We start from the raw sequence: 25,433 nt of genomic DNA on the forward strand, positions 1-25,433 counted from the left end.
CCCAAGGAAAGGAGAACGCCATGTGGAGCACATTCATCGTCACGATGAAGGCGAACCTCAGGGACAAGAGCTCGCTGTTCTGGCTCATCGTGTTCCCGATCGCTCTAGCGACCATGTTCAACGGCGTATTCGGCAACCTGGATCAGGCCATGAGCATCACCCCGGTATCCGTGGCCGTAGTGGAAGACACGAATTGGACGAACGCGGTCGGCGTGGACACGCTCATCACAGCGATGTCCGGCAAAAACGGCGATTCAGGCAAGGCTCAAGATGACAGCAGGGATGTAATGGACATCGATCCCGGTGTGACCCTACTGGACGTCACCAAGGTCGACTCTGTTTCGCAGGCCCGCGAACTCTTGTCCCAAGACAAGACAGACGGCTATCTCAAGGCTGACGACGACGGACGAATCGCCCTCACGTTGAGCGACAACACTGTGACCGTGGCCAATAACGGCACGCAGGAGGCGGGACTCGACGTTTCTCTCTCGGCGCTTGACAATGTACTCGATCAGTACAACCGCACCAGCGTCACCGTGAAGTCCGTGCTCAAGGACAATCCGACCGCCCCGGCCACGCGCACGTTCTGGAACGGCATCAACGCGTCCATGAACGCCACCAAGGAGGTCACGCTCACCAACTTCAAGCCCAGCGTGATGGCGAGATATTATTATGCACTCATGGGCATGGCCTGCTTAGTCGCCATGTCGTACATGATTCATACGGTCACCACCGCGCAGGCGAACCTCTCCGCGCTCGGCATCCGTCGCACCGTAGCGCCGCTCGGAAGGGCCAAGCAACTCATCGCCGGATTCCTCGCCGGATGGCTGTGTTCCTGCGTCTGCCTGCTCGTTGCGCTCGCCTACATCCGCTACGGTTGCGGTATCGAAGTCGGTGGGCGTGAACCGGCGGCCGTGCTCGCCGTGGTCGTCGCCTCGTTCATGACCTGTGCGTTCGGCACGATGATCGGCGCTATCCCCAAACTCACAACCGGTGTCAAGCAGGGCATGTCCACCGCGATCGCCTGCTCGCTGTCCCTGTTCAGCGGCCTGTATGGCGGATTCGCCATGGAACTCAGCGACCTGATCTCACGCAAGGCGCCGCTGCTCGCCGCCATCAACCCCGCCCAACAGGTGACTGACCTGTTTTACTCACTCATGTACTACGACACCTACCAGCCGTTTATCCGCACCTGTGCCATCCTGCTCGCGATGAGCGCGGTGTTCCTCGCGGCCGGCGTGATCATGCTCAGGAGGCAACGCTATGAACACCTGTAAAGCCACGGTGCGCGTACTGCTCGCACACCGCACGTACATCATCATCTACTTGGTGCTCATGGGCATCATGATGTTCACGCTCAGCTGGTCGCAGATCACCGCAGCCACCCGCACGGTGGCCGACACCTACGAGCCGGAGAAGGTCAACGTCGCAGTCGTCGATCGGGATTCAAACCGAGGTGGCATCGCGGAAGGACTACGCGACTACCTGTCCGATTCCGCCACGTTGGTCAAGCTGGATGACGATCCCGAATCATTGCAACAGGCCGTCGCCTCGAACTGGACCGACCTCATCGTCATCATCCCGAACGGTTACGCCGCCGACTTCCTCAAGGCCGCGCAATCCGGCAGCGACATGCCGAAAGTCGAGACGGTCACAAGCTACACGTCCGGTGCCGGCACCATCGCCGGCATGAACGTGAACGGGTTTCTTTCGCTGACCCGTATCGCATTGATCGGCGGAAACGTGCAGATCGATAACAGCGAACTCGCCGCATGGTACGCCAAGAATGCCAAGATGATCGGCAGCACGAACCCCGGTGAAACTGCTGGTTCCGCTACTGCCGGACAGAATGGCGACTGGTCGCAGGTCATGGACGACTCATCCACGTTCGACCTCAACTCACTACCAGAGGGAACGTTGTCTGGACTGACGATAACCGATATGCAGTCCGCCGCCAAGCGTGCTGCACGCACGGCACACGATGCGAAGGCAAACCGGCCGGTCGCGGTGGAGGACATCACATCGCAGGACGACCAGAAGGCAGACACGGCGAATCCGGTTGCGTCCGGGTTCGGCGACACGATGAAGACGGCGATCTACCCGTTGTTCCTCACCTTGAGCGTATGTGTGAGCCTTGTAGCCCGCGTGTTCGGTGCGGGGGAGCTGCGTCGCAGACTTATGGCTTCTCCGTCCACGGCCTCGATCGGGATCAAGCGTATGGGAGTCCTGTGCGGCTTCGCGTTGCTGATCTGCGTGGGCTATCTGGTTGCCGCGATGGGTCTCACAGCTGCGGCAGGTGTGAATATCGCTTCGATACCGGTAGACGGCGTGATGATGACCTTTACCTCGATCTGCATGTTCGCTCTTATGTGCACGGCCTGTGGATTCATGCTCGGTGAATTCGGCGCTTCGGACATGGTGGCCAACGGCTTCGCCAACGTGTTCGGGCTGCTCATCCTATTCGCCTCTGGCATCGCATTCCCGATGAGCATGATGCCGGACATGATGGTCACCATCGCCCGACTCACGCCCGGCTGGTGGTACTGCACGGCGATCGACAACGCACTCGGCTTCGGTTCCGCCACATTCGGCGTAGACGCAGGAGGCTGGGCCGTGGCCACCGGCATCGTGGCATTGTTCGCCGTCGCATTCGTCTGTGTGGGACTCGCTGCCGGACGGTTCCGTCGCTCCCGGCCGAATGCGGTGGCTTCGACCGTCACTCAGCTCGCCGAAGCATAAACTGGGTGCCGCCCTTACATCCCCTTCAACCGATACCGCTGGGTCGGGTCGTCTTGGAATTTCACCTTGGCGACTCGACCCTCGCGTATGAGTTCGCGCATGCCAGAAGTGGCGGCCAGGGGAGTGAGCTGCAGCTCGCGGATGATTTCCTTGATGCTCATTGCGGAATGTCGTTCCAGTACGGTCAGAATCGCCTTCGATATATCACTCGGCGTACTGTTCGCGGCTGAACGTTGCTTGGTGATGGTCATTGTGAACGTGTTGATGTCATTGACCGTGGTGGCCGGTTCGATACCCGCCTCCCTGAGACTTGCCGCGATACGTTGATAGCCGTCGCCGCCCTCCGGGTTCACGAACCCGCCATCCGGGTACGGAGTGGACTCCAATAACGTGAACAGGAACTGGTTGCGAGTGGAAACAAATGGTGCGCCTGTCACAGGATTCGGATTCGCTAGCACATCGTGCGTCACGGTGCCGTACAAGCCGCCCGGATTGGTGATTTCGATACGATTCGTGAACACGCTGATTCGTACCTGCGTGCCACGTGCATCAGGGGAGTAGTCCCGGTGGGTAAGTGCATTCGCTATGGCCTCACGCAACACCACGGGTGGATAGTCCGGTTTCTTCGCGCCGATCCAGCGCATCAGTGATTCGACCGCGTCGCTGATCATCACAGGAATAGGTCCTACGATGGTCTTGGCTGCCACCAGCCGGTCATCGCCTCGGAATACCTCGTCTCGATCGATGCCGGGAAACACTGCGATGGCAATGGACAGTCGTGGATAATACTTCTGCGGATAGCGGCCAAGCGCCAGAAGCCCGGCTAACGTGGGACGTAAGATGCCTCCGATTTCGTTGCCGTCAGAATCATCGTGACGCAGCACCTGCAAATCGAGTAGTGTGCGGATGTCGTCTTGCCCGGCAAATGCATGTGGATGCTGCTCACGAACACGGGCCAACAGTCCTGAAACCAACGTGGGATCTAGGTCATCGACGGCAGCATCCGGAACGATATCCAAATCATAGGTGGGTTGCAGATGCTCCTCGATAAGGCGGTCCACCTCGTACGAGGTCATGCGTCGGTCGCCGTCGCCGGTGCGGATGAACGAGCCCCCATGCGGGCCTAGCGCAGTAGTGAAACAGGGTTTGTCTCGTGGCAGCATTTCATCGATGCGAGCGAACACCAGATTCGCGCCTTCGAACGGACAGGTCACGATCACCGGACGAACCACCGGCGTCATCTTTTCGCACGCTTGGCTCAGCGCCTCCTGCATGGCGCGCGCGTCGAATCCTTCCACTGGTGTGAAGCCAGCTTTTTCGGAGAGCCCTAGGATGATCCACCCGCCGGAACCGTTTGAAAACGCGGAAAGCGTATCCGTGATGGTGGAGGAGATACGACGTTTGCATTCTTTGACCTCGCACTGCTGCGTATCGTTGCCGATCATGCGCATAAGTTCAATGAGCTCGGTCATCTTTGCGGTGTAGTCATCAACCATGGGAGCGCCTCCTTGACACCATTGTGCCGTATACGGCGCATCTTGATGAACTATATACTGTGCATCATGACGCAATTCATCGAGAATTCACGGTGGTGAATATGCCGTTTATTCCGGTGCCTGAACAGTACAATGGTGAGTGTGTCGGCACTGATGCCGCCTCGCGCGCGGAAAGCATTTCCGTCAGATCGATAGGGGAAATATCATGACCGAAATCAACGAAATCAAAGATCCCGGTGCGTCGCTAGACGAGCCCGACATCGTAGCATCGGCCAGTGAGACCGAGGATTCGGCCGCAGCTTGTCCCAAGTCTGCGCACTGCCCGCTTAAGCATCACCCGGGTATGTGTGGCAAAAATGGTAAGTGCCCGGTAAAGAATCTTTCTCAGAGAGATGTGGTCGCTGGCGCCGTCACCTTGGTATCTGTGATCGCACTCACCGCTGTGGCATATTATGCTCAGTTTGCGCTCACCAAGGCTGCCGTCAAATCCGCGCTGAAGGAGACGCGTCTGCGTTAGCGCGGCATAATACAAATCCAGCGTGATAACGCTCTGTTGCGTTGACGGTCCTATGATTCCTGGGGCGATCTGCTTGTGGGGAGTGTGGTTTCAGCCCAGTGTCACGATGATGGTGTCTTGTATGCTCTCTTTGCCGGTCCAGATGCCGTCTGTGCGGTTCCAGCTCATACCGTTGGCTGTTACGGAGTCGATGCCGTACTCCCGGGCGTGGACGACAAGCCAGCCGGCTGTTTGCCAGCATACATGCTGCTGGTCGGCATCGGATAATCCGGCCGGCAACGCGACAGTCAGTGTGGAGTCAGTTGTTGCGTTCGAATGTTTATCGTCATTGATGGTGTCTCTGGTAATGCTGACATTGGGCAGCGCTGCCGTGGCCGCAGTGATGAGTCCGTTTGCGTCGGAGCCGTTTATAGGCTCAAGTGCGCATGTGATGCCCGCGTTCACCTCGCCGGTCAAGGCCGACGCCCAAGCGTGTGCCATCGAATCCCAATTGGCATACAGATCCGGGTATCCCGAACGCTGCACTTCCTGTGCCGCGTCCTCTACCGGAATAGTTTGCCAATCGGGTACCTGCATCAGGTGGTCGTAGAAGATATTCGTGGCGTATGCCGGATCGGACACCTGTTCAGCCGTGCCCCATCCTTGACTGGGACGTTGCTGAAAGAGCCCCAGTGAATCCAAATCGCCGTGGTCGAGATTCGTGAGTCGCGACTCTTGCATAGCCGTGGCGATAGCTACTGTGACCGCATGATCCGGCAGCTCACGATTGACGGCGATGTTCGCAATCAGCGCGGCGTTGCCGGCCTGTTCGGGGCTGAGCGTGTGCCGTGTGCCATCAGAGGATATGGCGGCGCAATAGGCGTCATCGGCCGAACGCACATATTGCTTTGGTGCGAGCAACCGCGGAAGTAGCATGACGCCCAATAGGACAATGACGGCGAATATGGCTACCGGTAGCATGATCCACGCTGTGAGCGCGACGGGACGATGTACGCCATATCGGTTGTGCTGTCGTCCCATAAATCCCTCCGTTCGTTGCGCCGTCCTGTCGGTATTTCCATACTCCATGTTTGAGCACGTGAGGACAATGCGACTGAAGTATGATTTCGCGTACGGTCATGACGCGGCGATCACTCATCCGGGGCGTATTCGAGGATATCGCCTGGCTGACAGTCGAGGGCTTGACAGATGGCGTCGAGGGTGGTGAAACGTACTGCTTTGGCTCGCCCGTTTTTGAGAATCGACACGTTGGCGGGTGTGATGCCGATTCGTTCGGCTAATTCACCCACGCCGATTTTACGTTTGGCCATCATCACATCCAAGTTGATGCGGATAGTCATATCAGATCACCTGCTCCAGTTCGCTGGACTGATCGGTGGCCGCGCGCAGTAGCCCTTTCATGACTATCATCAGCAGAATGAAGCCGATCTCGGCTACAAAGGTGGCGCCAAGCGCGGCGAGAATGCCGAAATAGTCCATGGCTCGCATGGTGGCGTCATTCCATGAGGAGAACGCGAATAATCCTAATACGGTGGCGGTGAACACCGTGCCGGCGGACGCGCAACCAATGATCAGATTCACACAGGGGAGCGCTTTGGCGGTGAACACCGTGCCTGAGCCGGAGAGCGAGAACAAGCGCCACACACCGATGAATGCAATTTCAACGCAGACCAGAAACAGTTCGCCAAGTATAAGGTACAGCCAACGCAGGGGAGGTTGCGAGGAATAGAGGCTGGCTATCGCCTCACTGAATACGGGCGCGGCAATAATCTGTCCCCATATGCACCCCAGCCAGATGGTCACAACGATGATCTTCAACCCAAGCAAAACCCATCGGTTCATGTACTGTTTCATAGCGGCCTCCTCGTATTACGCCACATCATACCGGAATATATCGAAAAACGATATGTTGACTTGGTTCTGCGATGCGTCATAATGTGGAACTCGTAATCGTCTGGCGCACAACCGTGCGAAAAGTCGGTTTTCGTGCAGTTGTGCACGAGCCTGCGCGTCAAATGTTGATTGCGGAAATTGGAGAATGGCGAGATTCCGCCATTCTTGTGCCGCGATGTTACAGGTGTATCTGTCGGACCTGTACACAACTGCGCAGAACATACGAAAAATCCCTGTTGTGCGCAAGCAACAACAGGGAAAATGAGGAAAGCGGAGACTCGCTCATGCTTTCTGTACGCGGCTCAAGCCATTACTCTTCTTTCGCTGCTGGCGCGCTCAAGAAGTGCTCCTCACTGGGCAGCACGGCGTTGAGGATCACCGCTACCACGAACGCCACGGCGATGCAGTTGGAGGCGAAGATCTGCTGGAACAGGGCCGGGAAGTGCACGAAGATGTCACTCACCTGCGTGAAGCCGATGCCAATAGTCAGCGAAAGTGCCGCGATGGTGATGTTGCGCTGCGAGAATCCGGCCTCGGCGATCATCTGGAAGCCGGAGAGGATGATGTTGCCGAACATCATGATGGTGCAACCACCGAGAACCGCCTGCGGCAACGAGTTGAACACCTCGGCGATGGCCGGCACGAAGCTCGCCAGAATGAGGATCAAGCCGCCGGAGAGAATGACCTTGCGGTTGACGACCTTGGTCATGGCCACCAATCCGATGTTCTGAGCGAAGGAGGTCAGTGGCAGACAGCCGAACAGACCGGAAACCGAGGAGATCAGACCGTCGCCGGCGATGGCGCCTGCAGTCTCACGCTCGGTGGGTGTGCGGTTGAGACCCACCTTGGTCAGAGCTGCGGTGTCGCCCAGCACCTCGACCGAGGAAACCACATACAGCAGTCCGATGGAGATAATCGAACCCCAGTCGAATTCAGGCTTGAATGGCATGAACTGCGGCACGGAAACAATAGCGAGGTTTTGGAAACCGGAGAAATCGACCTTGCCCATGCAGATAGCCACCACATAGCCCACCACGAGACCGAACAGTACGGAGAGCTGTTTGGCCGTGCCCTTCATCAGCAGCTGGAAAGCGAGGCAAGCCACCAGTGAGATGAGCCCAAGCGTCAGGTTCTGCCACGAGCCGAAGTCCTTGGCGCCGGAACCGCCGCCGAAGCTTGTGGCACCCACATTGAGCAGCGAGAAGCCGATGGAGGTCACCACGATGGCCGAAACAATAGGCGGCACGAATCGACGCCAATACTTGGCCGTCAGACCTAGTACCAGCTCCAGAATGCCGCCAACCAGTACGGCACCCACAACGGCACCGTAACCCTTATCCGCGCAGATGGCCACAGCTGCGGCCACATAGGTGAAGGAGATGCCGGTGACCATCGGCAGCCTGGAGCCGATTCGCCATGCGCCGTAGAGCTGCAGACAGGTGCCCAGGCCCGCCACGAGCAGACCGGCCTGAATCACCGCGGCGGACTGTGCTGGTGTCATTTTTGCAGCGGACGCCACGATGAAGATCGGGGCCAAATTCGCCACGAACATAGCCATCACGTGCTGAAGGCCGAACGGGATGCCCTTCCAGAAGGAGACAGGCGCATCCAGTGAGCTCAACGCTTCAAAGGAGACAGCGGATGATTTGCTGGATTGCTTTGCTTCGCTCATGCTTCTTCTCTCTTCTTTGATCGCTCAGTGGCGAAACTCGATCGTGCCGGTCTCGGGGTCCATGGATTCCACAATTGCCAGTGAATCCACGTCGTAGCCCTCCTCGCGCAGCTTGTCGCCGCCACCTTGGAATCCCTTTTCCACCGCGATACCGATGCCCTCGACCGTGGCTCCGGCTTTTTCGCACAGTTCGATAAGTCCCCGCAATGCCTTGCCGTTAGCCAGAAAATCGTCGATGAGCAGTACATGGTCTCCCGGGTTCAGGTACTTCTTGGAGACAATCACCGGGAATTCCTTCTGCTTGGTGAAGGAGTAGACGGTAGTGGTGTACTGGTCACCGTCCAGATTGATGGACTGGGCCTTCTTGGCGAATACCACCGGTACGTCGCCGAAATGATGAGCTGCGCAGCAAGCGATGCCGATGCCGGAAGCCTCGATGGTCAGGATCTTGGTGATGGTCTTACCGGCGAAATGCTCAGCCCACGCCGCACCCATATGATCGAACAGACGTACGTCGCACTGATGGTTCAGAAATGCGTCGACTTTGAGCACATCGCCGACCTTGACAGTGCCTTCGGCTTGGATTCGCTCCTCAAGTTCCTGCAATGGATTACCTCCTTGACATCAAGCTGACATAGTTACGGTTCAGTAACTATTGGATATGGCAAACCAGCTTACGCTGACCGCCGCATATGGGCGGCGCGTATGGTAGATATGAATGTCGCGTTATATATGGGAGCAGAGTGGACGGTTGCCCTGTGAGGCTGTGGTCCACATGGCCAGCTTTCCTATCGGGTATTTACAACGTCGGAGGAGTAGATAGTGTTCGAGGAGCCAGAAGTCATCGCACGCAGCGCTCAGGAACTTGTAGGCGACCTCAATCCGCAGCAGTCCGAGGCCGTGCAGTACCGAGGTCAAGCGCTATTGATCGGTGCAGGTGCAGGCTCCGGCAAGACCCGAGTGCTCACTCGTCGCATCGCATGGATCCTGAGCCAGTTCGGCGCATGGCCCAGTCAGGTGCTCGCCATCACCTTCACCAACAAAGCCGCTGCTGAGATGCGCGAACGACTCGGCTCGCTTATCGGACCGGTGGCCCAACGCATGTGGGTGTCTACCTTTCACTCCGCGTGCGTGAGGATTTTGAGACGTGATGGCAAAGCCATCGGGCTGAAGTCCGGTTTCTCCATTTATGACTCTGCCGACTCCGAACGACTGGTCAAAATCATCGCCACAGAATTCAATCTGGATATCAAGCGCTACACTCCACGCTCGATTCTGGGCCACATCTCCGATCTCAAGAACAACCTGACCGGTTGGAAGGAATACTTGTCCGTGCATGCCCCGGACTTCACGCCCGGCCAACGCGGCTACCAGTTCGGCACGGTAGGGGATCTTGAAGCTATCTACGCAGTGATCTACGCCGAATACGAGCATCGTCTGGCGCTTGCCAACGCCGTGGATTTTGATGATCTCATCGGCCGTACCGTTGAACTGCTGCGAACGGATCCGGCCGTGGCCGAGTACTACCACCATCGTTTCCGCTACATTCTGGTGGACGAGTATCAGGACACCAATCATGCCCAATACGTACTTGTACGTGAATTGGCGGGAGTCGATGCCGGCCTGCAGGCTGTTCCGGGCGCGCCGAACGCTGGCAAGACCGGTCCTGCATGGATCACCGTGGTGGGTGATTCAGACCAGTCCATTTACGCGTTCCGAGGCGCTGACATTCGTAACATTCAGGATTTCGAGCAGGATTTTCCGGCGGCGAAAACCATCATGCTGGAACAGAATTATCGCTCCACGCAGACCATCCTCGATGCGGCCAATGCCGTGATCAGCCATAATGAAGGGCGCAAGCCGAAGAAACTATGGACAGCCCTCGGCAAAGGCGAACCGATCGTCGGCTATGCTGCGGATAACGCCCAGCAGGAGGCGCAATGGGTTGCTGGCGAGATCGCGCGGCTGCACGCCGAAGAGGGCATCGCCTATTCGGACATGTCCATCATGTACCGAGCCAACGCACAGTCCCGTTCGCTGGAAGAGGCGCTGATCAACGCGAATTTGCCCTACCAGCTGGTCGGCGGCACCAAATTCTACGAACGTCGTGAAATCAAGGATGCGTTGGCATACCTGCAGGCGCTCGTCAATCCGGACGACGATGTGAATCTGCGTCGCATTCTCAACGTGCCTAAGCGTGGCTTGGGAGAACGGGCCGAAGGCGTGTTGCTGGCGTATGCGCGCGAACGGGGAACGAGTTTCTTCTATGCGCTTATGCATGTGGACGAGATACCGGACGTTCCTACTCGCACGGCCACGCAGCTCAAGGCGTTCCGCGAACTTATGGGATCGCTTTCCCAGTTCACCCGCGCCCACGACTCCAAACCCAGCGAAGTCGTGGCCGAAGTGCTGGAAAAGTCAGGGCTGAGGGGCGAACTGGAGAAATCCGTGGATCCTCAGGATGCTTCCCGTCTGGAGAATCTCTCCCAGCTGCAGTCCACTGCTGCTGAATTCGAGCAGAACACTCCCGATGCAACATTGTCTGCATTTTTGGAAACTACAGCGTTGGTGGCCGATTCTGATCAGCTTCCCGGCGAGAGCGAAGATTCAGGCAAAGTGACGTTGATGACTTTGCATACCGCCAAGGGACTTGAATATCCGGTGGTGTTCCTAACAGGCATGGAACAGGGTACGTTCCCGCACTCCCGCTCCATGGAAGACACCACTGAGCTACAGGAGGAGCGTCGTCTTGCGTACGTGGGCATCACACGTGCCAAACGTCGTCTGTATGTAACGCGCGCGGCCGTACGCTCCCAGTGGGGACAGGCGGCAGACATGATGCCTAGCCAGTTCTTGGATGAGATTCCGGCCGAACTCATCGATTGGAAACGTCGTGAAGCCGGTGTGGAGCGCATGCGTGGCGAATGGACCGACGGATTCGCCGATGATCTGGGTGGATGGGATGACGATGATTTCAGCGGTGCCACGTTCGGCGGGTCATCTACGTTCGGTGGAAGGGGTTCTGGCTCCTCGTATGGTTCCAGATCTCGATACGGTTCTTCGTCTTATGGCTCGGGCTCATCTTATGGATCGTACGGATCCTACGGTTCGCGCTCCGGCTCCTCGTCCTATGGTGGATCCGGCTCGACATACGGCTCCCGGTCCCGATCAGGTAGCTCCGCCTACGGTTCGCGCACGGGCTCGTCCGATTCGTATGGCCGTACTCGCGGTGGCAAGGTCACGACTCGACGCACCGCTCCCAAATCGTCTGCGACCGGTGGAAAAAGCGTTCCTAGCTCCCAACTGGCCAAAGACAATGGCCTGAACATTGCGGATTTCGCCATTGGCGATATGATCAGTCATGACCAGTATGGCCTTGGCAAGATTACCGATGCGCAGGATAAGGGACGCAACTCTGTGATTACGGTCGATTTTGGTTCTGCGGGAGTCAAGCGCTTGATGCTGCGTGTGGCTCCTATTGAAAAGCTCTAGTGAGCTTTCAATAGGAGCCTGTCGCAGCGAAGCCGCTCCCTTCGCCTACGGACAGTCCGCTGGACTGTCCGCTTAACGGCTCAGCCATTGAAAAGCTCTAGCGAGCTTTCAATAGGAGCCTGTCGCGGCAAGCCGCTCCCTCTGATCGAGCACATAACATAGGTGTGCGGTAAATTCAAGACTTGTTTTTCTGATTTCTCCGTGGACATAATACATAGGTTGCCTTGTATCTCATGCAGAGGAGAGAAGAATCCATGAAGAACAGACTGTTCGCCGCGCTGCCCAATATCGTGTTCGGCGCGCTGATTGCCATTGCGCCTCAGACATTCGCTCACGCCTGCGGTGCTCATGACGGCATGATGCCCGCCTGCCATTATTCGCAGCAGGCCGCCACAGGCATAGGCGTAGTGATTCTCGCTCTCGGCATCGTCGCATTGTTTGTAAATCCTCAGGTGCGTATTGGGCTGAACATCGCTGCCGTTGCCAATACGCTGCTGCTGTTCGCCATCCCCACTGTGCTGATCGGTATCTGCAAGGGTGCCATGATGCACTGCCGTATGGTAATGCTTCCCACGCTTATCGTGCTCGGCGTGTTGGTTATCGTCTTTGCCGCCGCGGCTATCTGGATGGACGCTCGTTGCGCAAGGCGTGCCTGAGATGACTGATCACGCCACCGTGTACGACAGTGTCCAGCATTCACAACGGCGCATCTTGCGTACGCTGGCCGCTCGCAACCTCGTCGGCAGGCCCATGCGCACCGGTGCGCTGCTGGCTGTGGTGACCATTCTTGCTCTTGCCTTCTTCGGCGGCACCATGCTCACCATGAACCTCAACACCGGCATGGCCAGCATGGAGCGCCGTCTTGGTGCGGATCTTATGGTGGTGCCGCAAAATACGGCGCAAAAGGCCGAAGCGCTCCTGACGGACGGTAACCCCAGCACGTTCTATTTCACTAAAGACATCGCCGACGAAGTCAAGAAGGCCGATGGTATCGATCAGGCCAGTGAACAGACGTATATCGCTTCATTGGCGGCAGAATGCTGCGCCGAGAAACTGCAGATTATAGGCTATGATCCATCCACTGACTTCGTGATCGAGCCATGGGTGGCCTCCCAATTCGATGGCACGCTGGAAGACGGTCAGATGATCGCCGGAGCGAACGTCAATGTTTCCGCGGACGGCACTGTGGAGCTCTACGGCCATAAGTGGCCGGTCGTGGCACAGCTGGCCTCCACGGGCACCAGTTTGGATAACTCCGTGTTCATCAATCTTGACACTGTGCCTCAGATGGTGGAAGCCTCTGCCAAGGTTGCCAAGCGTGTCATGCCAGCGGAATATGCGGACAAGGCAGTATCTACTGTACTGATCAAAGTGAGTGAAGGATACGGTGCCGAAACCGTGGCGGAGAACATCAAACGTTTGGACTCGCGTTTCTCTGATCTCGGTTACGTCTATCCAGGCGGCGTTACTGCCACTACTAAAACCGCGCTGAACGCGTTGGTGGCTTATCTGACTGTATTCGTGGCGGCCATCTGGGTGATGGGTGTCATCGTGCTTCTGGCCGTGTTCGCGGCTTCGGTCAACGAACGCAAGCGTGAATTCGCTTCACTGCGCATTCTCGGTGCCACACGAGGAATGCTGGCCGGAATACTCCTGCGTGAATCCGCGTTAATCGGCTTGATCGGAGGTGCTTTTGGCGTGGGGCTGGCGTCATTGGCCATTTTCCCGTTCAGCGCTCTGATCGGCAAACAACTGCAGTTGCCGTATCTACAAGCATCGGTACCAACAGTGCTTGCCATAATGGCGGTGACCTTGGTGTGCTCGGTGGCGATTGGCGTGGCAGGCTCTCTCGCCGTACTTGTTCGCATCGGTCGTCCGGAAGCCTACCTGACATTGCGGGAAGGGGAATGATATGAGCGAATTCCAAGCTGATGTTGCCCCATTGCGCGGCGCGCAGAGTACCAAGAATACGCAGAGCACGAGGAATACGCAGAGCGCTGGGCGAGATGCTGCGCGGAGTACTGCTCAGATGGATTCGTCGAATTTCGCTGCCGAAGATGATCGCGGTACTGCACTAGTCGAGATTATCGATCTCACACGCAGCTTCAGCCGTCGCGGGGTGCCATTCGATGCGGTCAGCCATGTGAACCTCACCATCAAGCCGGGGGAATTCGTGGCCATAGTGGGCCGATCCGGCAACGGCAAGAGCACGCTCATCAATATGATCGCCGGTCTTGTACGCCCTTCATCGGGCAGCGTACGTATTGACGGACGTGACATATCCGCATTGCGGGATCGTGAACTTTCGTTGCTGCGCAACAGCACCATCGGTTTCGTTACACAAAGTCAAACCTTGCTCGCCAACCTTACTGTGATGGACAACGTCACGCTTCCGGCCATGCTTTTCGGCGTATCGACGGAGGAACAAGGTCGGAGTCATAAGATAGGGCAACAGCCTTCCGCTGTCGCCCCGTATGATTCGTCGACTAGGCAGGTAGCTGCCGGCGGCACGACAGCATCCGGGACCATCGATGACCCATACATGCCTGATGTCATTGCGCCAATTCGTGTCGAGAAGCAAACGGCGGATACCGTGCAGAAAAAGCAGAACAATCCAATAGAAGACCGCGCGCGCACGCTGTTGGAACGTCTCGGAGTGGGAGAGCTGGCAGAAAGCCACCCGCGAGAGCTGTCCGGCGGCGAAATGAAGCGCGTATCCATCGCTAGGTCGCTGATGAATAACCCCAAGCTGGTGATTGCAGACGAGCCGACCGGTGATCTGGATCAGGCCAGCACGGATATCGTTATGCGATTGCTGCGAGAACAAGCGAATAATGGTACGGCAGTGCTGGTGGTTACGCATGATCCGGACGTCCTGACGTGGGCGGATAAGGTGTATCGCATGGACGCTGGAGCGCTGTCCATGGCCTCGGTGTAGTATTGGACGCTGGTGTTTGCCGACCGGCAAATGCCGTCTGGAGTCATAGCCCATCAACGGGTCGGCGGTAGGTGATCGCAAGAGAGCCAACCCGTTCGTGAACATCACGACGAAGCGTTGGGGAGGCCCGACTCAGCGTCTGCTCGTAACGGTGCAGACGTTCCGTTCAGATAACGACAGAAGGAATAATCCAATGACGAACGTTCAGCGTTCTCGCCGTCAGGTGCGTCTTTCCCGCGCCCTCGGCATCGCACTGACCCCCAAGGCTCAGCGCATTTTTGAAAAGCGTCCGTATGCTCCGGGCGAGCATGGTCGTGACCGTCGTCGCGCCGAATCCGATTACGCAGTGCGTCTGCGCGAGAAGCAGCGTCTGCGCGCTCAGTACGGCGTCTCCGAGAAGCAGCTGCGTGCTGCCTACGAGAAGGCCACCCGTACCGCCGGCCAGACCGGTAACGCCATGCTGATCGATCTGGAGTCCCGTCTTGACAACCTGGTGCTGCGCGCCGGCTTCGCCCGCACCACCGCTCAGGCTCGTCAGTTCGTGGTGCACCGTCACATCCTCGTTGACGGCAACATCGTGGACCGTCCGTCCTACCGTGTCAAGCCCGGCCAGACCATTCAGGTCAAGGCTAAGAGCCAGACCATGGTTCCGTTCCAGATCGCCGCTGAAGGCGTGCACCGCGATGTGCTGCCTCAGGTCCCCGGCTACCTCGATGTGAACCTGCCGTCCCTGAAGGCCACTGTGACCCGCAAGCCGGAGGTCGAAGAGATCCCGGTGCAGGTCAACATTCAGTACGTGGTCGAATTCTACGCCCGCTGAGTCGGGCCCCTCTGGTCAAAACAATCCAGGACATACCGTTCGAACCCCGCGCCTTATCGCGCGGGGTTCGCGCGTTTTGCGGGTAAGACAAGGGATTCTTCTCAGTTTGTCTGGGAGAAGAGAGGTAGGGCAGCGTCTCTGTTACTCTCGATACGGCTCCACGGGGCTGGCGGAATGCAACATGAGGGCAATAAGAGGGGAGCGCAACCAATGGAAATGGCGTTGGAAAGCAATGCGTTTTTCATCGGCATTGAATATCTCGCCATCCTATGTTGGGGACTTTCTGGTGGCTTGGCCGCAATCCAAAAAGGGTATGACATTTTCTCGATTATGCTGTGCGGCTGGCTGACCGCGCTTGGTGGCGGTCTGTTTCGCGATGTGATGTTGGGGGATTTGCCGCCTGTGGGAATCACCGATAAAGGCTATGTGCTCACCACCTTGTTTTCCGGCATAATCGTGGTCATTGCTCATCCGGAAATCAAAAAACTTAAATGGACGATGACAGTCGTCGACGCGCTGGGTCTTGGCCTGTTCGCGGTTAACGGTACCGCGAAAGCTTTGGCATTTGGATCATCTGGCATGACCGCGGTTTTCCTCGGCATGTTCACTGCATTGGCCGGTGGCCTGATTCGAGATATTTTCATCGGTGACGTGCCGATGATCATCCGGGACAAGCATCTTTACGCTATTCCATCGTTCGTCGGTTGTATCTTAACCGTACTGGTCTGGCGAGGCGTGCACTATGGCTGGTTCGATATGCGCTCCGAAATGGTGCTTGACGCATTGATCGTTATTATCGTAGTGGCGATTCGAATATTGTCGGTGGCCTTTAACGTAACGATGCCTGGTGCCATGCCGCGCACTCACGTATATCTGCCAGGGGAGAAGCATTATCTTGAGCGTCCGGATATTACGCCGCATTCAGTTGCAAACTCTGAAGATCGACCTGATGGTGATGATAAATAAGTCGCATATTCGGTGTCTTGCCGCAGTGAATGTCGCGGCCGTGGCTACGTGAAAGTGGTAGCGAGCATCGAACGAATCGTTGTTCTGATGTTTCCTCTCGCTGCTCTTTGATGTTTTTCGGGTAAACAAAACCCTGCAGCCCAAATGGATTGCAGGGTTTTGTTAAACGAACCTTTAGTAAAGGCTTATGCTCACAGAGCGTTGATCGCGGTGGCCAGACCGGACTTGCGGTTGGCAGCCTGGTTCTTGTGGATCACGCCAGCGCCAGCAGCCTTGTCGAGCTTCTGGGCAGCGACCTTGTAGGCGGCCTCGGCGGCAGCCTTGTCACCGGCGGCGATGGCTTCGCGGGTGGCGCGGATGGCGGTCTTCAGGCCGGACTTCACAGCCACGTTGCGAAGGTGCGCCTTCTCATTGGTGAGCACGCGCTTCTTCTGCGACTTAATGTTTGCCACGTTTACTCCAAACGATGTGTTTTACAAGGACATACAAAAGTAAGAGGATAGCATGCACCCCGGAAAAACCCGCGCGATGCCACGCCGAATACAGTCCCTCGGCTACACTGAGGTAAGTTTGAGCTTTTGTCCGGAGCCGCCGGAGCGTTTTTGCCTAGAGGAGGAATGTCGTTGGTCGTCCAGCACAATCAGCCCGGTTCTACCGATCAGTCGGTGATTCGCAACTTCTGCATCATAGCGCATATCGATCACGGCAAGTCCACCGTGGCTGATCGTATCCTGCAGTTGAGCGGTATCGTGCCTGAGCGCGAAATGCGCGATCGCTTCCTTGACCGTATGGATATCGAGCAGGAGCGCGGCATCACCATCAAGTCCCAGGCTGTACGTGTGCCATGGACGTTCGACGGCACCGAATATACGCTGGGTATGATCGATACCCCCGGCCATGTGGACTTCACTTATGAGGTCTCTCGCGCGTTGGCGGCTTGTGAGGGCGCAGTGCTGTTGGTGGATGCCACGCAGGGCATCGAGGCGCAGACTCTCTCTAACCTGTACATGGCCATCGACCATGACCTGACCATCATCCCGGTGCTCAACAAAATCGATCTGCCTTCCGCCGAGCCGGACAAGCATGCTGAGGAGATCGCCGGTCTGATCGGTTGCGAGCCGAGCGACGTGCTGCGTGTGTCCGGCAAAACCGGCGAAGGCGTGTCCGAACTGCTCGACCGCATCGTGCTTGAGGTTCCCGCTCCTCACGGTGATCCTGAAGCTCCGGCCCGCGCCCTGATCTTCGATTCCGTGTATGACTCCTACCGTGGCATCGTCACGTACATCCGTATGGAAGACGGTGAACTGCATGACCGCGAAAAGGTGCACATGATGGGGATCGGCATGACACACGATCCCATCGAGATTGGCGTGATCAGCCCGGATATGACCCGCACCAAGGCACTCGGTGCCGGCGAGGTCGGTTACATCATCACTGGCGCGAAGGATGTGAGCCAGTCCAAGGTGGGTGACACCTTGACCTCTGCCGCTCGTCCGGCAGCCGAACCATTGCCCGGCTACCGTGATCCCAAGCCGATGGTGTATGCCGGTCTGTTCCCGATCGATAACGCTCAGTTCCCGGAGCTGCGTGACGCGCTCGACAAGCTCAAGCTCAACGATGCCGCCCTGATCTACACGCCGGAAACCTCCGTGGCGTTGGGCTTCGGCTTCCGCTGTGGCTTCCTCGGTCTGCTGCATATGGAGATCGTTAATGAGCGACTGTCGCGTGAGTTCGGTCTGGATCTTATCCAGACCGCTCCCAACGTTACCTACGACGTGACCTCCGAAGACGGGTCGGAGCATCATGTGACCAACCCGAGCGAGTTCCCGGATGGCAAGATCAAGAAGATCGTGGAACCGATGGTGGCCGCCGACATCATCACCCCCAAGGAATTCATCGGCGCGGTCATGGATCTGTGTCAGGACCACCGTGGTCAGATGGGCACGATGGAATACATCTCCACCGACCGCGTGGAGATGCACTACCGCATTCCGCTCGCGGAAATCGTGTTCGACTTCTTCGACCAGCTGAAGTCCCGCACCAAGGGCTACGCCTCTCTCGACTACCATGAGGATGGCGAGCAGTCCGCCGATCTCGTCAAGGTGGACATCCTCATCCAAGGCGAGAAGGTCGATGCGTTCAGCGCCATCGTGCACCGTGATAAGGCATACAGCTACGGTGTGATGATGACCAAGAAATTGCGTGAGCTCATTCCCCGCCAGCAGTTCGAGATTCCGATTCAGGCTGCCATCGGTTCGCGCATCATCGCCCGTGAGAACATCCGTGCATTGCGCAAGGACGTGTTGGCCAAGTGCTATGGCGGTGACATTACCCGTAAGCGCAAGCTGCTCGAAAAGCAGAAGGCCGGTAAGAAGCGTATGAAGATGCTGGGTCATGTGGAGGTTCCGCAAGAGGCCTTTATCGCAGCGCTCTCGACCGGTGAGGAATCCAACGATCGCGACACCAAGGACAAGATTCGCGCCGCCCAGAAGACGGAAGGCTGAGCCGTTAAGCAGACAGCCCAGTGGGGTGTCTGTAGGCTCAGCCTGAGCGAGACGATAGTCGAGTGAAGGCAGCATTGAGTCCGAGCATAGCGAGGTCCGTAATTGCAGGGCCGGAGTTGTCGAGGATAGTGTTTGAGGAGAATTCCCGCAGGATGACCTACGAAATCTACATCCATGTCCCATTCTGTCTTCGGCGTTGCGGCTATTGTGATTTCAACACGTATACGGCCACGGATCTCGGTGCCGGTGCCTCGCGGGGCAACTACGCCGATATGGTCATTCGCGAGATGGAACTGACCAGACAATGGCAGCTTGACCACGGCATCGAAGAGCCGCCGGCCTCCACGGTGTTCTTTGGCGGTGGCACGCCCACGATTCTGTCCGCCGATGATCTCGTGGCTATGCTGGATGCGATTCGCCGCATTTGGGGTATCGTACCGGGCGCGGAGATTACCACCGAAGCCAATCCGGACACGGTCAACGAGTACTACATCAACCGTCTTGCTGAAGGTGGCTTCACCCGCATTTCTTTCGGCATGCAGTCCGCGGTGCCACATGTGCTGAAGACGCTTGATCGCACGCACACACCGGCCAATGTGAAGGCTGGCGTTGAGGCCGCGAACAAGGTGGGGCTTCGTTCCAGCGTGGATCTGATTTACGGGGCGCCGGGGGAGAGTCTTGACGATTGGCGTACCTCGGCCAAGACGGCCATCGACCTCGGCGTCAATCACATTTCAGCATATGCACTGACCGTGGAACCGACCACCAAAATGGGCCGTCAGATCGCGGCCGGCACCCTGCCTAAACCGAACGACGACGATGAAGCTGCCAAATACGAAATTGCTGACGACTTGTTCGCGGCTGCCGGCCTCGAATGGTACGAAGTATCTAACTGGGCCCGTCCAGGGTACGAAAGTCAGCACAACCTCGGCTACTGGCGCAATGTCGACTGGGTAGGTCTCGGCCCAGGCGCACACAGCCATTATAATGCCCGACCGTCAATCGAGGCCCTGCGTGCATGGGATATCGCACACCCGCGCCTGTGGGGGACCGCAATCAATGAATCCCGTATGCCATGGGCGGGTAGTGAGGAAATCACCCCAACCGAGAACCTTGAAGAACTTATGATGCTCGGTCTACGTATTCGCGAAGGCCTCGACTTGGACCGCATCAACCATGCCATCGCCGCAATGGGCGGGCTGACCGCCGCAGCTGATGCTGAAACAAGTTTGAATCCTATTGACATCGACCAACTGCAGCCAATGGTTGAGGAAGGTCTTATCACTATCACGGCTGATGTTGAAGGGCATAGCCGCGTCATTCCGACCCGCAGGGGCCGTCTCCTCAACGACGCAGTCATCGAGACATTCTTCGACCTAGCTGGCGTGTGAAATCGCGAACCATACCATGTGCTGACTGCTGACTGCTGACTGCTGACTGCTGACTGCTGATTTGCATTTTGCTAGGTACCTTGTATTATTTGCAAGGTACCTAGCAGTTTGTTGACTTATTGGGAGATGTTGCGAACCATGCCTTTGAGCGACCGGGAACTGGTGGAGCTGTTTCATGATGTGGCGCGCGTCAGTCATCAGCGGGAAGTGCGCAACAACGACGCACTCGCGCGAGGCAGTGGGCAGTCGCGTTGCCTGCTCACGTTGAGCGGTCTCGGTCCGGTCAGCCAACGCAGGCTTGCGGCTATCCTAGATATTCGCTCGGCTTCATTGAGTGAACTACTTGGCAAGATGGAGGCGCGCGGCTGGATTGCGAGGACACCACATCCCGAGGATGGCCGCACCTATATGGTTGCGCTCACCGAGGGGGGCAAGGCCGAAGCACTGCGCCGGCGTTCGTCCGGCAATGATGCATCCGTCGAGCTGCTTGCCGCCCTTGACGAAAACCAGCGCATGCAATTCGAGGAAATCCTGTCGGCAATCAAACGTCATTACCAAGAGCTTGATCAGAATCGTTAATAACAACAAAGCAATACCATGTCTTACCTTGAACAATCTTCATTAAGCAACCGTCGCCGTGCGCTCATTTTCGTCAACATTCTGCTTTCGTGCATCGCCGCCACCATCATGGCGACAGCACTCACCACGGCTCTGCCGCCCATCGTGGCCGATCTGGGTATCACTATGCAAGTCGGCCAGTGGCTCACCAGTGGATATTCGCTCGCCATGGGCATAGTCATGCCGCTGACCGCGTTCCTCATCACTCGATTCCCTACCAAGCCGTTGTATCTCGCCGGCGCGGTGTTGTTCATCGTGGGCTCATTGATTTGCGTAGTCCCGGTGCCGTTCGCAGTCATCATGATTGGTCGTGTGGTGCAGGCGTGTGGTAATGGACTGCTGATGTCGATGGCGCAGGTCGTGCTTCTGACCCTCTATCCAGACAATCGTGGCACGGTTATGGGTTGGTATGGACTCGCAGTCGGCGTCACGCCGGTGATTGCGCCCACATTGTCCGGCCTGATGGTTGACGCGTTCGGCTGGCGTTCGATTTTCTATCTGGTGATCGCGGTGATGGTGGTGTCGTTGATCGTCGCATGCTTCGTATTCGGCAATGTGCTCAAGATCTCCAAGCGTTCCTTTGACGTATTGTCGTTTGCGGTGAGCATTGTCGCGTTCGGTGGCGTGACGCTCGGCGTCGGCAATATTGGCTCCATGCCGTTCGTCAGTACGACGGTGCTGCTGCCACTGGTCTTGGGGCTAGCCGCATCTATCTGGTTCGTGGTGCTGCAGCTGCACCGTGAGCGCCCGTTCCTTGATGTGCGCATTCTGCGCAACCGCGGCTTCGCGTTGAGTGTGATCGGTAGCATGATGCTGTACTTCGCGATGATGGGTTCGTCTGTGATGCTGCCACTGTATGTGCAGACCATCAAAGGCGGCTCGGCGTCGATGGCCGGCTTGGTGAGTTTGCCCGGCTCGCTTGCGATGGCGATCATCAGTCCGATGGCCGGCAGGCTCTACGACCGGTTCGGTGTGAAACGGCTGTTTTTGATTGGTGGCATCTGCCTGACCGCCAGCAACCTGTGCATGAGGCTGTTGTCTCTCTCGGCATCAATCTGGGTGGCGGCCACGATTAACGTGGCGCGTTCGTTGGCGATCGGTTGCCTGATGATGCCGCTCGTAACCTGGGGCACCAGTTCGGCGGGCGAGGGTCGTCTCGCCGACGCGAACGCGCTGCTCACCGCATTGCGTACGATCGCCGGAGCGATCGGCCAGGCTGTGTTCGTTGGGATGATGACCGCGCTGGCGGCTTCTGCGCACGCTGGTGGCCTAGATTTGGCCGCGGCGAACATGCGCGGCCTGAACCTGACGTTCCTGGCCATGGGTGCCTGTGCGGTTCCACTGATTGTCATCCCGCTTGTATTCCTGCGCAGTGAACAGTAGAGCTACTCCACACCGCGCAGCAGGGCATGCGTGTAGTCGTGCAGCTGCGCGCGGGTGAGTGTCTGGCCGCGCAGGTAGGCCCAGTCAAGCACGAGCAGCACCGTGTTCGCGTAATGGTCGGCAATGAGGTCGGCCGGCAAATCGAATCGATTGCGATCGACGCAGGTGAGCATGAGTCGCCTGGCGTTGTGTTCGATGAATCGGTGCAGACTGGCGAACAAAGGGCCTTCGGGAGGATTGTGCGCCAGCACCGCGTGCAGTAGAGCGTTATTCGATTCCAGCAGGTCGGCCATTGAATCCAACGCCACGTCCACGCGACGAGAGGAATCGACGGCAGTGAGGTCGGCGGAGTTCGTCTGCCTGGACAAGGCGATCCAGCAATAGGTGAGCAGGTCGTCTCGATCCTCGAAGTAGTTGTAGAACGTAGCGCGCGGATAGCCGGCTCGTTCGCATAGTTCGTTGACGCTGATATCGGCGAACGACTTTTCGGCAAGTAGTGTCGTCATCGCATCAAAGAACGCATCAAGCGTACGCTGTGTGCCGCGCGTGAGTTTGGCGTTGAGGTCTTTCTTCATGTCTGTCAGCATAGTCTAACGTCCACAATTTTGCATCTGTCTAAATTTATGCTATTTTGACAACTGTAAAAATATGGACGTTTGGAAAGAGGAATAACATGATGAGCGAGATGACGACGACAATGCCTCCGCTGGTCGCCGAGCCGTTGACTCTGCCCTGCGGAGTGACAATCAAGAACCGGTTCTACAAGTCCGCGATGAATGAGGCGCTCGCCGGCCGCGACTGTGCGCCGACCGAAGCTCATATACGCCTGTATCGCACGTGGGCGGAAGGTGGTGCTGGTGTGCTCGTCACCGGCAATGTGATGGTCGACCATACTCAGCTGGGAGAGCCCGGCAATGTCGCGGTGGAGGACGAACGCGACCTAGCCATGCTGCGCCGTTGGGCCGCGGCCGGCACTGAAAACGGCGCGCACTGCTGGATGCAAATCAACCATCCCGGCCGCCAGTCGCCGATTACCATCAATCAACATCCATTCGCGCCCAGCGGCGGCAAAGTCGACGGTGCATACGGTCGTTTCTTTGCTGAGCCGACTGAGTTGACGCGCGAACAGATTCATAACATCATCCATCGGTTCGCCAATACTGCCCGTATCGCCAAGAAGGCTGGATTCACCGGCGTGGAAATCCATGCGGCACACGGCTACCTCATCAACCAGTTCCTCTCGCCGCTTGACAATCGCCGTACCGACGAATATGGCGGCAGCCTCGAAAATCGTGCGCGCTTCCTGTTCGACGTGTTTGATGCGGTGCGTAAGGCGGTCGGCCCGAAATTCCCGATTGCAGTAAAGCTCAACTCATCCGATGTGCCGATTGCCATCAAGATCAATGAACAGAACGGCGCGCCGGGAGGGTTCAGCGAAGAGGAATCCATCTGGGTGATGAAGCAACTCGAAACCCGCGGCGTCGACCTCATCGATATTTCCGGTGGCACGTACTCCAAGCCGGTTATCCAGACCAATGACGGTGCGGCCGAGGATCGCAGACGTGGTGTCTACTTCACCGACTTCGCACGCCGCATCAAAGGCGAACTGACTGTACCGGTCGCGCTGACTGGTGGATTCCGCAATGCCGACGATATGGAACATGCACTCAACGAGGGCATTACGCAGATGATCGGCATCGCCCGTCCGATCGCGCTCGTGCCCGACCTGCCGAACCGCATCATTCGCGACGGTTGGCGCGGAAACGTGGACCTGCCACGGGTCTCGACCGGCATCAAGTCGCTCGACAAGGCGTTCGGCGGCATCCTCGTCATCAGCTGGTTCGAACTGCAGATGAACCGCATTGCGCGCGGCAAACGCCCGAATCCACGTAGCGGCGGCATGCGTGCGCTACTGTTCGCCATCAAACAGCATGGTCCCGCAGCACTCACCCCGCGCCGCCGCAAAGGGCATCAGTGATGTCTGCCATGAGCATTTTGGTAAATCGGTAGTCACGAACCTACAAGGAGATTTCAGATGAATATCGCCATTGTAACCGGTGCGTCGTCCGGTCTTGGAGCTGCATTCTTTAAAGCGATTGCGGCGCGTTACCGGAATCTGGATGAGATTTGGATCATTGCGCGACGCGAACAACGATTGCGCGCGCTTGCCGACCGGTATGGCAATCCGCGTATGCGCATACGAGTCATTCCACTGGACCTAACTGAGATGGCGGCCCATAAGGAATTGGCTGAGCTACTGGAGAATGGACGGCCAAATATCCGCATACTCATCAATAACGCCGGTTATGAGCGTGAGGGATTGTTCCGCAATATGACGTCTGCGGATATTCGCTCAATGATCGACCTCAACGTAACCGCCATGACAATGATTAACCGCCTCTGCCTGCCGTACATGCAACGTGGAAGCTTCGGGATCATCACTGGATCAGTGTCGGCATTCGCTCCGATCCCATGGCAGGCCGTGTATGCCGCGAGTAAGGCGTATGTGCGATTTTTCTCTCGGGCGGTACGGGAGGAGGAGCGTGCACGCGGTGTGAACGTGATGTTGTTCAGTCCCGGCAACATGAACACCGAAATGAACGTGCGGGGTTCTTCCACAGGCAAACTGGCCCGGCTACCGTATTTAAGTTTGCGACGAGAAACCGCAAAGGCGCTGGCCAAAGCTGAACGTGGTGCCGCAACCTACACGCCTATGCTGTTCTACAGACTATACCGTGTATTTGCCAAACTCATGCCCTCCGCGCTCGCCGTGCATGTCACCAGTCTTGAATCAGGTGGGACCATCAGACGATCATATCTGTCGGACCGGTATGTGCCGGGTGACCAGTATGCGGATTGAGAATGTGGCGATAGATGGTGTCGTTGGCAATGAAACGTCGTTCATGGACGCCGCTAACGACTACGGAAATGCCGTTTTCGATTGAAATTGTTTGTATGTTCGCGTGATGAATAAGTACCCCGCGAACATACAAAGGATTTCAAT

The 25,433-nt window shown here is 57.3% G+C and carries 24 protein-coding genes; 15 read left to right on the plus strand and 9 right to left on the minus strand.

The genetic code is table 11. From position 1 onward, the window contains the following. Nucleotides 1–20 precede the first annotated feature (20 nt). Together CUU80_RS01540 and CUU80_RS01545 are read left to right on the plus strand one after the other, a co-directional pair. Nucleotides 21–1,277: an ABC transporter permease gene (locus CUU80_RS01540; RefSeq protein WP_100495613.1), complete on the plus strand. Its 1,257-nt coding sequence runs from the start codon at nucleotides 21–23 to the stop codon at nucleotides 1,275–1,277. Next, nucleotides 1,264–2,739, plus strand: coding sequence for an ABC transporter permease (locus CUU80_RS01545; RefSeq protein ID WP_100495615.1), 1,476 nt, complete (start codon nucleotides 1,264–1,266; stop codon nucleotides 2,737–2,739). Before CUU80_RS01540 ends, CUU80_RS01545 begins: the two co-directional genes overlap by 14 nt. Nucleotides 2,740–2,753: 14 nt before the next feature. Here CUU80_RS01545 and CUU80_RS01550 read toward each other — a convergent pair whose 3' ends face one another. Then, nucleotides 2,754–4,235, minus strand: a complete 1,482-nt coding sequence (locus CUU80_RS01550; protein ID WP_100495616.1) for an ATP-binding protein — start codon at nucleotides 4,233–4,235, stop codon at nucleotides 2,754–2,756. Between the two features lie 205 nt (nucleotides 4,236–4,440). On the opposite strand from CUU80_RS01550, the gene CUU80_RS01555 reads away from it, so the two are divergent. Then, nucleotides 4,441–4,752 (plus strand): hypothetical protein, encoded by a 312-nt coding sequence (locus tag CUU80_RS01555; protein WP_100495617.1) that lies wholly within the window; start codon nucleotides 4,441–4,443, stop codon nucleotides 4,750–4,752. 90 nt (nucleotides 4,753–4,842) lie between these two features. On the opposite strand, the gene CUU80_RS01560 is transcribed toward CUU80_RS01555, so the two are convergent. From CUU80_RS01560 to CUU80_RS01580, 5 genes are all read right to left on the minus strand, one after another. After that, complete coding sequence (locus tag CUU80_RS01560; protein WP_100495618.1) at nucleotides 4,843–5,772, minus strand: cobalt transporter; 930 nt, start codon at nucleotides 5,770–5,772, stop codon at nucleotides 4,843–4,845. 110 nt (nucleotides 5,773–5,882) lie between these two features. Further along, entirely contained in the window at nucleotides 5,883–6,092 is a 210-nt protein-coding gene (locus CUU80_RS01565; protein ID WP_100495620.1) for a helix-turn-helix domain-containing protein, read from the minus strand. 1 nt (nucleotide 6,093) lies between these two features. Continuing rightward, nucleotides 6,094–6,606: a DUF2975 domain-containing protein gene (locus CUU80_RS01570; RefSeq protein ID WP_100495621.1), complete on the minus strand. Its 513-nt coding sequence runs from the start codon at nucleotides 6,604–6,606 to the stop codon at nucleotides 6,094–6,096. 349 nt (nucleotides 6,607–6,955) lie between these two features. Continuing rightward, nucleotides 6,956–8,317 carry a nucleobase:cation symporter-2 family protein gene (locus CUU80_RS01575; protein WP_100495622.1) on the minus strand — a complete coding sequence of 454 codons (1,362 nt, stop codon included), beginning with the start codon at nucleotides 8,315–8,317 and terminating at the stop codon, nucleotides 6,956–6,958. Nucleotides 8,318–8,341: 24 nt separating this feature from the next. Then, the gene (locus CUU80_RS01580; protein WP_100495623.1) at nucleotides 8,342–8,923 is read right to left on the minus strand and encodes a xanthine phosphoribosyltransferase; all 582 of its coding nucleotides are present in this window, start codon (nucleotides 8,921–8,923) and stop codon (nucleotides 8,342–8,344) included. 216 nt (nucleotides 8,924–9,139) lie between these two features. Here CUU80_RS01580 and CUU80_RS01585 point away from each other — a divergent pair, with 216 nt between their 5' ends. From CUU80_RS01585 to CUU80_RS01610, 6 genes are all read left to right on the plus strand, one after another. Further along, complete coding sequence (locus CUU80_RS01585; RefSeq protein ID WP_100495625.1) at nucleotides 9,140–11,809, plus strand: ATP-dependent helicase; 2,670 nt, start codon at nucleotides 9,140–9,142, stop codon at nucleotides 11,807–11,809. A 254-nt stretch (nucleotides 11,810–12,063) separates the two neighbouring features. Continuing rightward, the gene (locus CUU80_RS01590) at nucleotides 12,064–12,465 is read left to right on the plus strand and encodes a DUF4418 family protein (protein ID WP_100495627.1); all 402 of its coding nucleotides are present in this window, start codon (nucleotides 12,064–12,066) and stop codon (nucleotides 12,463–12,465) included. A 1-nt stretch (nucleotide 12,466) separates the two neighbouring features. Continuing rightward, entirely contained in the window at nucleotides 12,467–13,720 is a 1,254-nt protein-coding gene (locus CUU80_RS01595; RefSeq protein ID WP_100495629.1) for an ABC transporter permease, read from the plus strand. Nucleotides 13,721–13,838: 118 nt separating this feature from the next. Continuing rightward, nucleotides 13,839–14,747: an ABC transporter ATP-binding protein gene (locus CUU80_RS01600; protein WP_100495938.1), complete on the plus strand. Its 909-nt coding sequence runs from the start codon at nucleotides 13,839–13,841 to the stop codon at nucleotides 14,745–14,747. A gap of 193 nt (nucleotides 14,748–14,940) precedes the next feature. Then, entirely contained in the window at nucleotides 14,941–15,567 is a 627-nt protein-coding gene (rpsD, locus tag CUU80_RS01605; protein ID WP_100495631.1) for a 30S ribosomal protein S4, read from the plus strand. Nucleotides 15,568–15,777: 210 nt separating this feature from the next. Then, the gene (locus CUU80_RS01610) at nucleotides 15,778–16,533 is read left to right on the plus strand and encodes a trimeric intracellular cation channel family protein (RefSeq protein ID WP_100495632.1); all 756 of its coding nucleotides are present in this window, start codon (nucleotides 15,778–15,780) and stop codon (nucleotides 16,531–16,533) included. Between the two features lie 191 nt (nucleotides 16,534–16,724). Here CUU80_RS01610 and rpsT read toward each other — a convergent pair whose 3' ends face one another. Next, entirely contained in the window at nucleotides 16,725–16,985 is a 261-nt protein-coding gene (gene rpsT / locus CUU80_RS01615) for a 30S ribosomal protein S20 (RefSeq protein ID WP_100495633.1), read from the minus strand. 171 nt (nucleotides 16,986–17,156) lie between these two features. On the opposite strand from rpsT, the gene lepA reads away from it, so the two are divergent. From lepA to CUU80_RS01635, 4 genes are all read left to right on the plus strand, one after another. After that, complete coding sequence (lepA, locus tag CUU80_RS01620; protein WP_100495939.1) at nucleotides 17,157–19,037, plus strand: translation elongation factor 4; 1,881 nt, start codon at nucleotides 17,157–17,159, stop codon at nucleotides 19,035–19,037. A gap of 152 nt (nucleotides 19,038–19,189) precedes the next feature. Continuing rightward, nucleotides 19,190–20,428: a radical SAM family heme chaperone HemW gene (gene hemW, locus CUU80_RS01625; RefSeq protein WP_100495634.1), complete on the plus strand. Its 1,239-nt coding sequence runs from the start codon at nucleotides 19,190–19,192 to the stop codon at nucleotides 20,426–20,428. Nucleotides 20,429–20,566: 138 nt separating this feature from the next. Then, nucleotides 20,567–21,007 (plus strand): MarR family winged helix-turn-helix transcriptional regulator, encoded by a 441-nt coding sequence (locus CUU80_RS01630; protein WP_243388590.1) that lies wholly within the window; start codon nucleotides 20,567–20,569, stop codon nucleotides 21,005–21,007. 18 nt (nucleotides 21,008–21,025) lie between these two features. Beyond that, complete coding sequence (locus CUU80_RS01635) at nucleotides 21,026–22,429, plus strand: DHA2 family efflux MFS transporter permease subunit (protein WP_100495636.1); 1,404 nt, start codon at nucleotides 21,026–21,028, stop codon at nucleotides 22,427–22,429. A gap of 2 nt (nucleotides 22,430–22,431) precedes the next feature. Here the strand turns inward: CUU80_RS01635 and CUU80_RS01640 are convergent, their stop codons facing one another. Then, nucleotides 22,432–23,016 (minus strand): TetR/AcrR family transcriptional regulator, encoded by a 585-nt coding sequence (locus CUU80_RS01640; protein WP_100495638.1) that lies wholly within the window; start codon nucleotides 23,014–23,016, stop codon nucleotides 22,432–22,434. Between the two features lie 86 nt (nucleotides 23,017–23,102). Between CUU80_RS01640 and CUU80_RS01645 the strand changes: the two genes are divergently transcribed. Together CUU80_RS01645 and CUU80_RS01650 are read left to right on the plus strand one after the other, a co-directional pair. Beyond that, nucleotides 23,103–24,407, plus strand: coding sequence for an NADH:flavin oxidoreductase/NADH oxidase family protein (locus tag CUU80_RS01645; protein WP_243388591.1), 1,305 nt, complete (start codon nucleotides 23,103–23,105; stop codon nucleotides 24,405–24,407). A gap of 57 nt (nucleotides 24,408–24,464) precedes the next feature. Next, nucleotides 24,465–25,289, plus strand: coding sequence for an SDR family NAD(P)-dependent oxidoreductase (locus CUU80_RS01650; protein WP_100495642.1), 825 nt, complete (start codon nucleotides 24,465–24,467; stop codon nucleotides 25,287–25,289). Here CUU80_RS01650 and CUU80_RS11180 read toward each other — a convergent pair. After that, the gene (locus tag CUU80_RS11180; RefSeq protein ID WP_100495643.1) at nucleotides 25,234–25,422 is read right to left on the minus strand and encodes an FAD:protein FMN transferase; all 189 of its coding nucleotides are present in this window, start codon (nucleotides 25,420–25,422) and stop codon (nucleotides 25,234–25,236) included. The genes CUU80_RS01650 and CUU80_RS11180 overlap by 56 nt on opposite strands. Nucleotides 25,423–25,433 lie beyond the last annotated feature (11 nt).

It is taken from the genome of Bifidobacterium scaligerum (assembly GCF_002802865.1).
Taxonomy (GTDB): domain Bacteria; phylum Actinomycetota; class Actinomycetes; order Actinomycetales; family Bifidobacteriaceae; genus Bifidobacterium; species Bifidobacterium scaligerum.

Coding starts and splice junctions, on each gene's coding strand:
- CUU80_RS01555 (WP_100495617.1), top strand. CDS start 4,441: ATGACCGAAATCAACGAAATCAAAGATCCCGGTGCGTCGCTAGACGAG.
- CUU80_RS01600 (WP_100495938.1), top strand. CDS start 13,839: ATGGATTCGTCGAATTTCGCTGCCGAAGATGATCGCGGTACTGCACTA.
- CUU80_RS01550 (WP_100495616.1), bottom strand. CDS start 4,235: ATGGTTGATGACTACACCGCAAAGATGACCGAGCTCATTGAACTTATG.
- CUU80_RS01610 (WP_100495632.1), top strand. CDS start 15,778: ATGGAAATGGCGTTGGAAAGCAATGCGTTTTTCATCGGCATTGAATAT.
- CUU80_RS01640 (WP_100495638.1), bottom strand. CDS start 23,016: ATGCTGACAGACATGAAGAAAGACCTCAACGCCAAACTCACGCGCGGC.
- hemW (WP_100495634.1), top strand. CDS start 19,190: ATGACCTACGAAATCTACATCCATGTCCCATTCTGTCTTCGGCGTTGC.
- CUU80_RS01545 (WP_100495615.1), top strand. CDS start 1,264: ATGAACACCTGTAAAGCCACGGTGCGCGTACTGCTCGCACACCGCACG.
- CUU80_RS01570 (WP_100495621.1), bottom strand. CDS start 6,606: ATGAAACAGTACATGAACCGATGGGTTTTGCTTGGGTTGAAGATCATC.
- CUU80_RS01540 (WP_100495613.1), top strand. CDS start 21: ATGTGGAGCACATTCATCGTCACGATGAAGGCGAACCTCAGGGACAAG.
- CUU80_RS01565 (WP_100495620.1), bottom strand. CDS start 6,092: ATGACTATCCGCATCAACTTGGATGTGATGATGGCCAAACGTAAAATC.
- CUU80_RS01595 (WP_100495629.1), top strand. CDS start 12,467: ATGACTGATCACGCCACCGTGTACGACAGTGTCCAGCATTCACAACGG.
- CUU80_RS01560 (WP_100495618.1), bottom strand. CDS start 5,772: ATGGGACGACAGCACAACCGATATGGCGTACATCGTCCCGTCGCGCTC.
- CUU80_RS01590 (WP_100495627.1), top strand. CDS start 12,064: ATGAAGAACAGACTGTTCGCCGCGCTGCCCAATATCGTGTTCGGCGCG.
- CUU80_RS01575 (WP_100495622.1), bottom strand. CDS start 8,317: ATGAGCGAAGCAAAGCAATCCAGCAAATCATCCGCTGTCTCCTTTGAA.
- CUU80_RS01645 (WP_243388591.1), top strand. CDS start 23,103: ATGATGAGCGAGATGACGACGACAATGCCTCCGCTGGTCGCCGAGCCG.
- CUU80_RS01630 (WP_243388590.1), top strand. CDS start 20,567: ATGCCTTTGAGCGACCGGGAACTGGTGGAGCTGTTTCATGATGTGGCG.
- rpsD (WP_100495631.1), top strand. CDS start 14,941: ATGACGAACGTTCAGCGTTCTCGCCGTCAGGTGCGTCTTTCCCGCGCC.
- CUU80_RS01635 (WP_100495636.1), top strand. CDS start 21,026: ATGTCTTACCTTGAACAATCTTCATTAAGCAACCGTCGCCGTGCGCTC.
- CUU80_RS01650 (WP_100495642.1), top strand. CDS start 24,465: ATGAATATCGCCATTGTAACCGGTGCGTCGTCCGGTCTTGGAGCTGCA.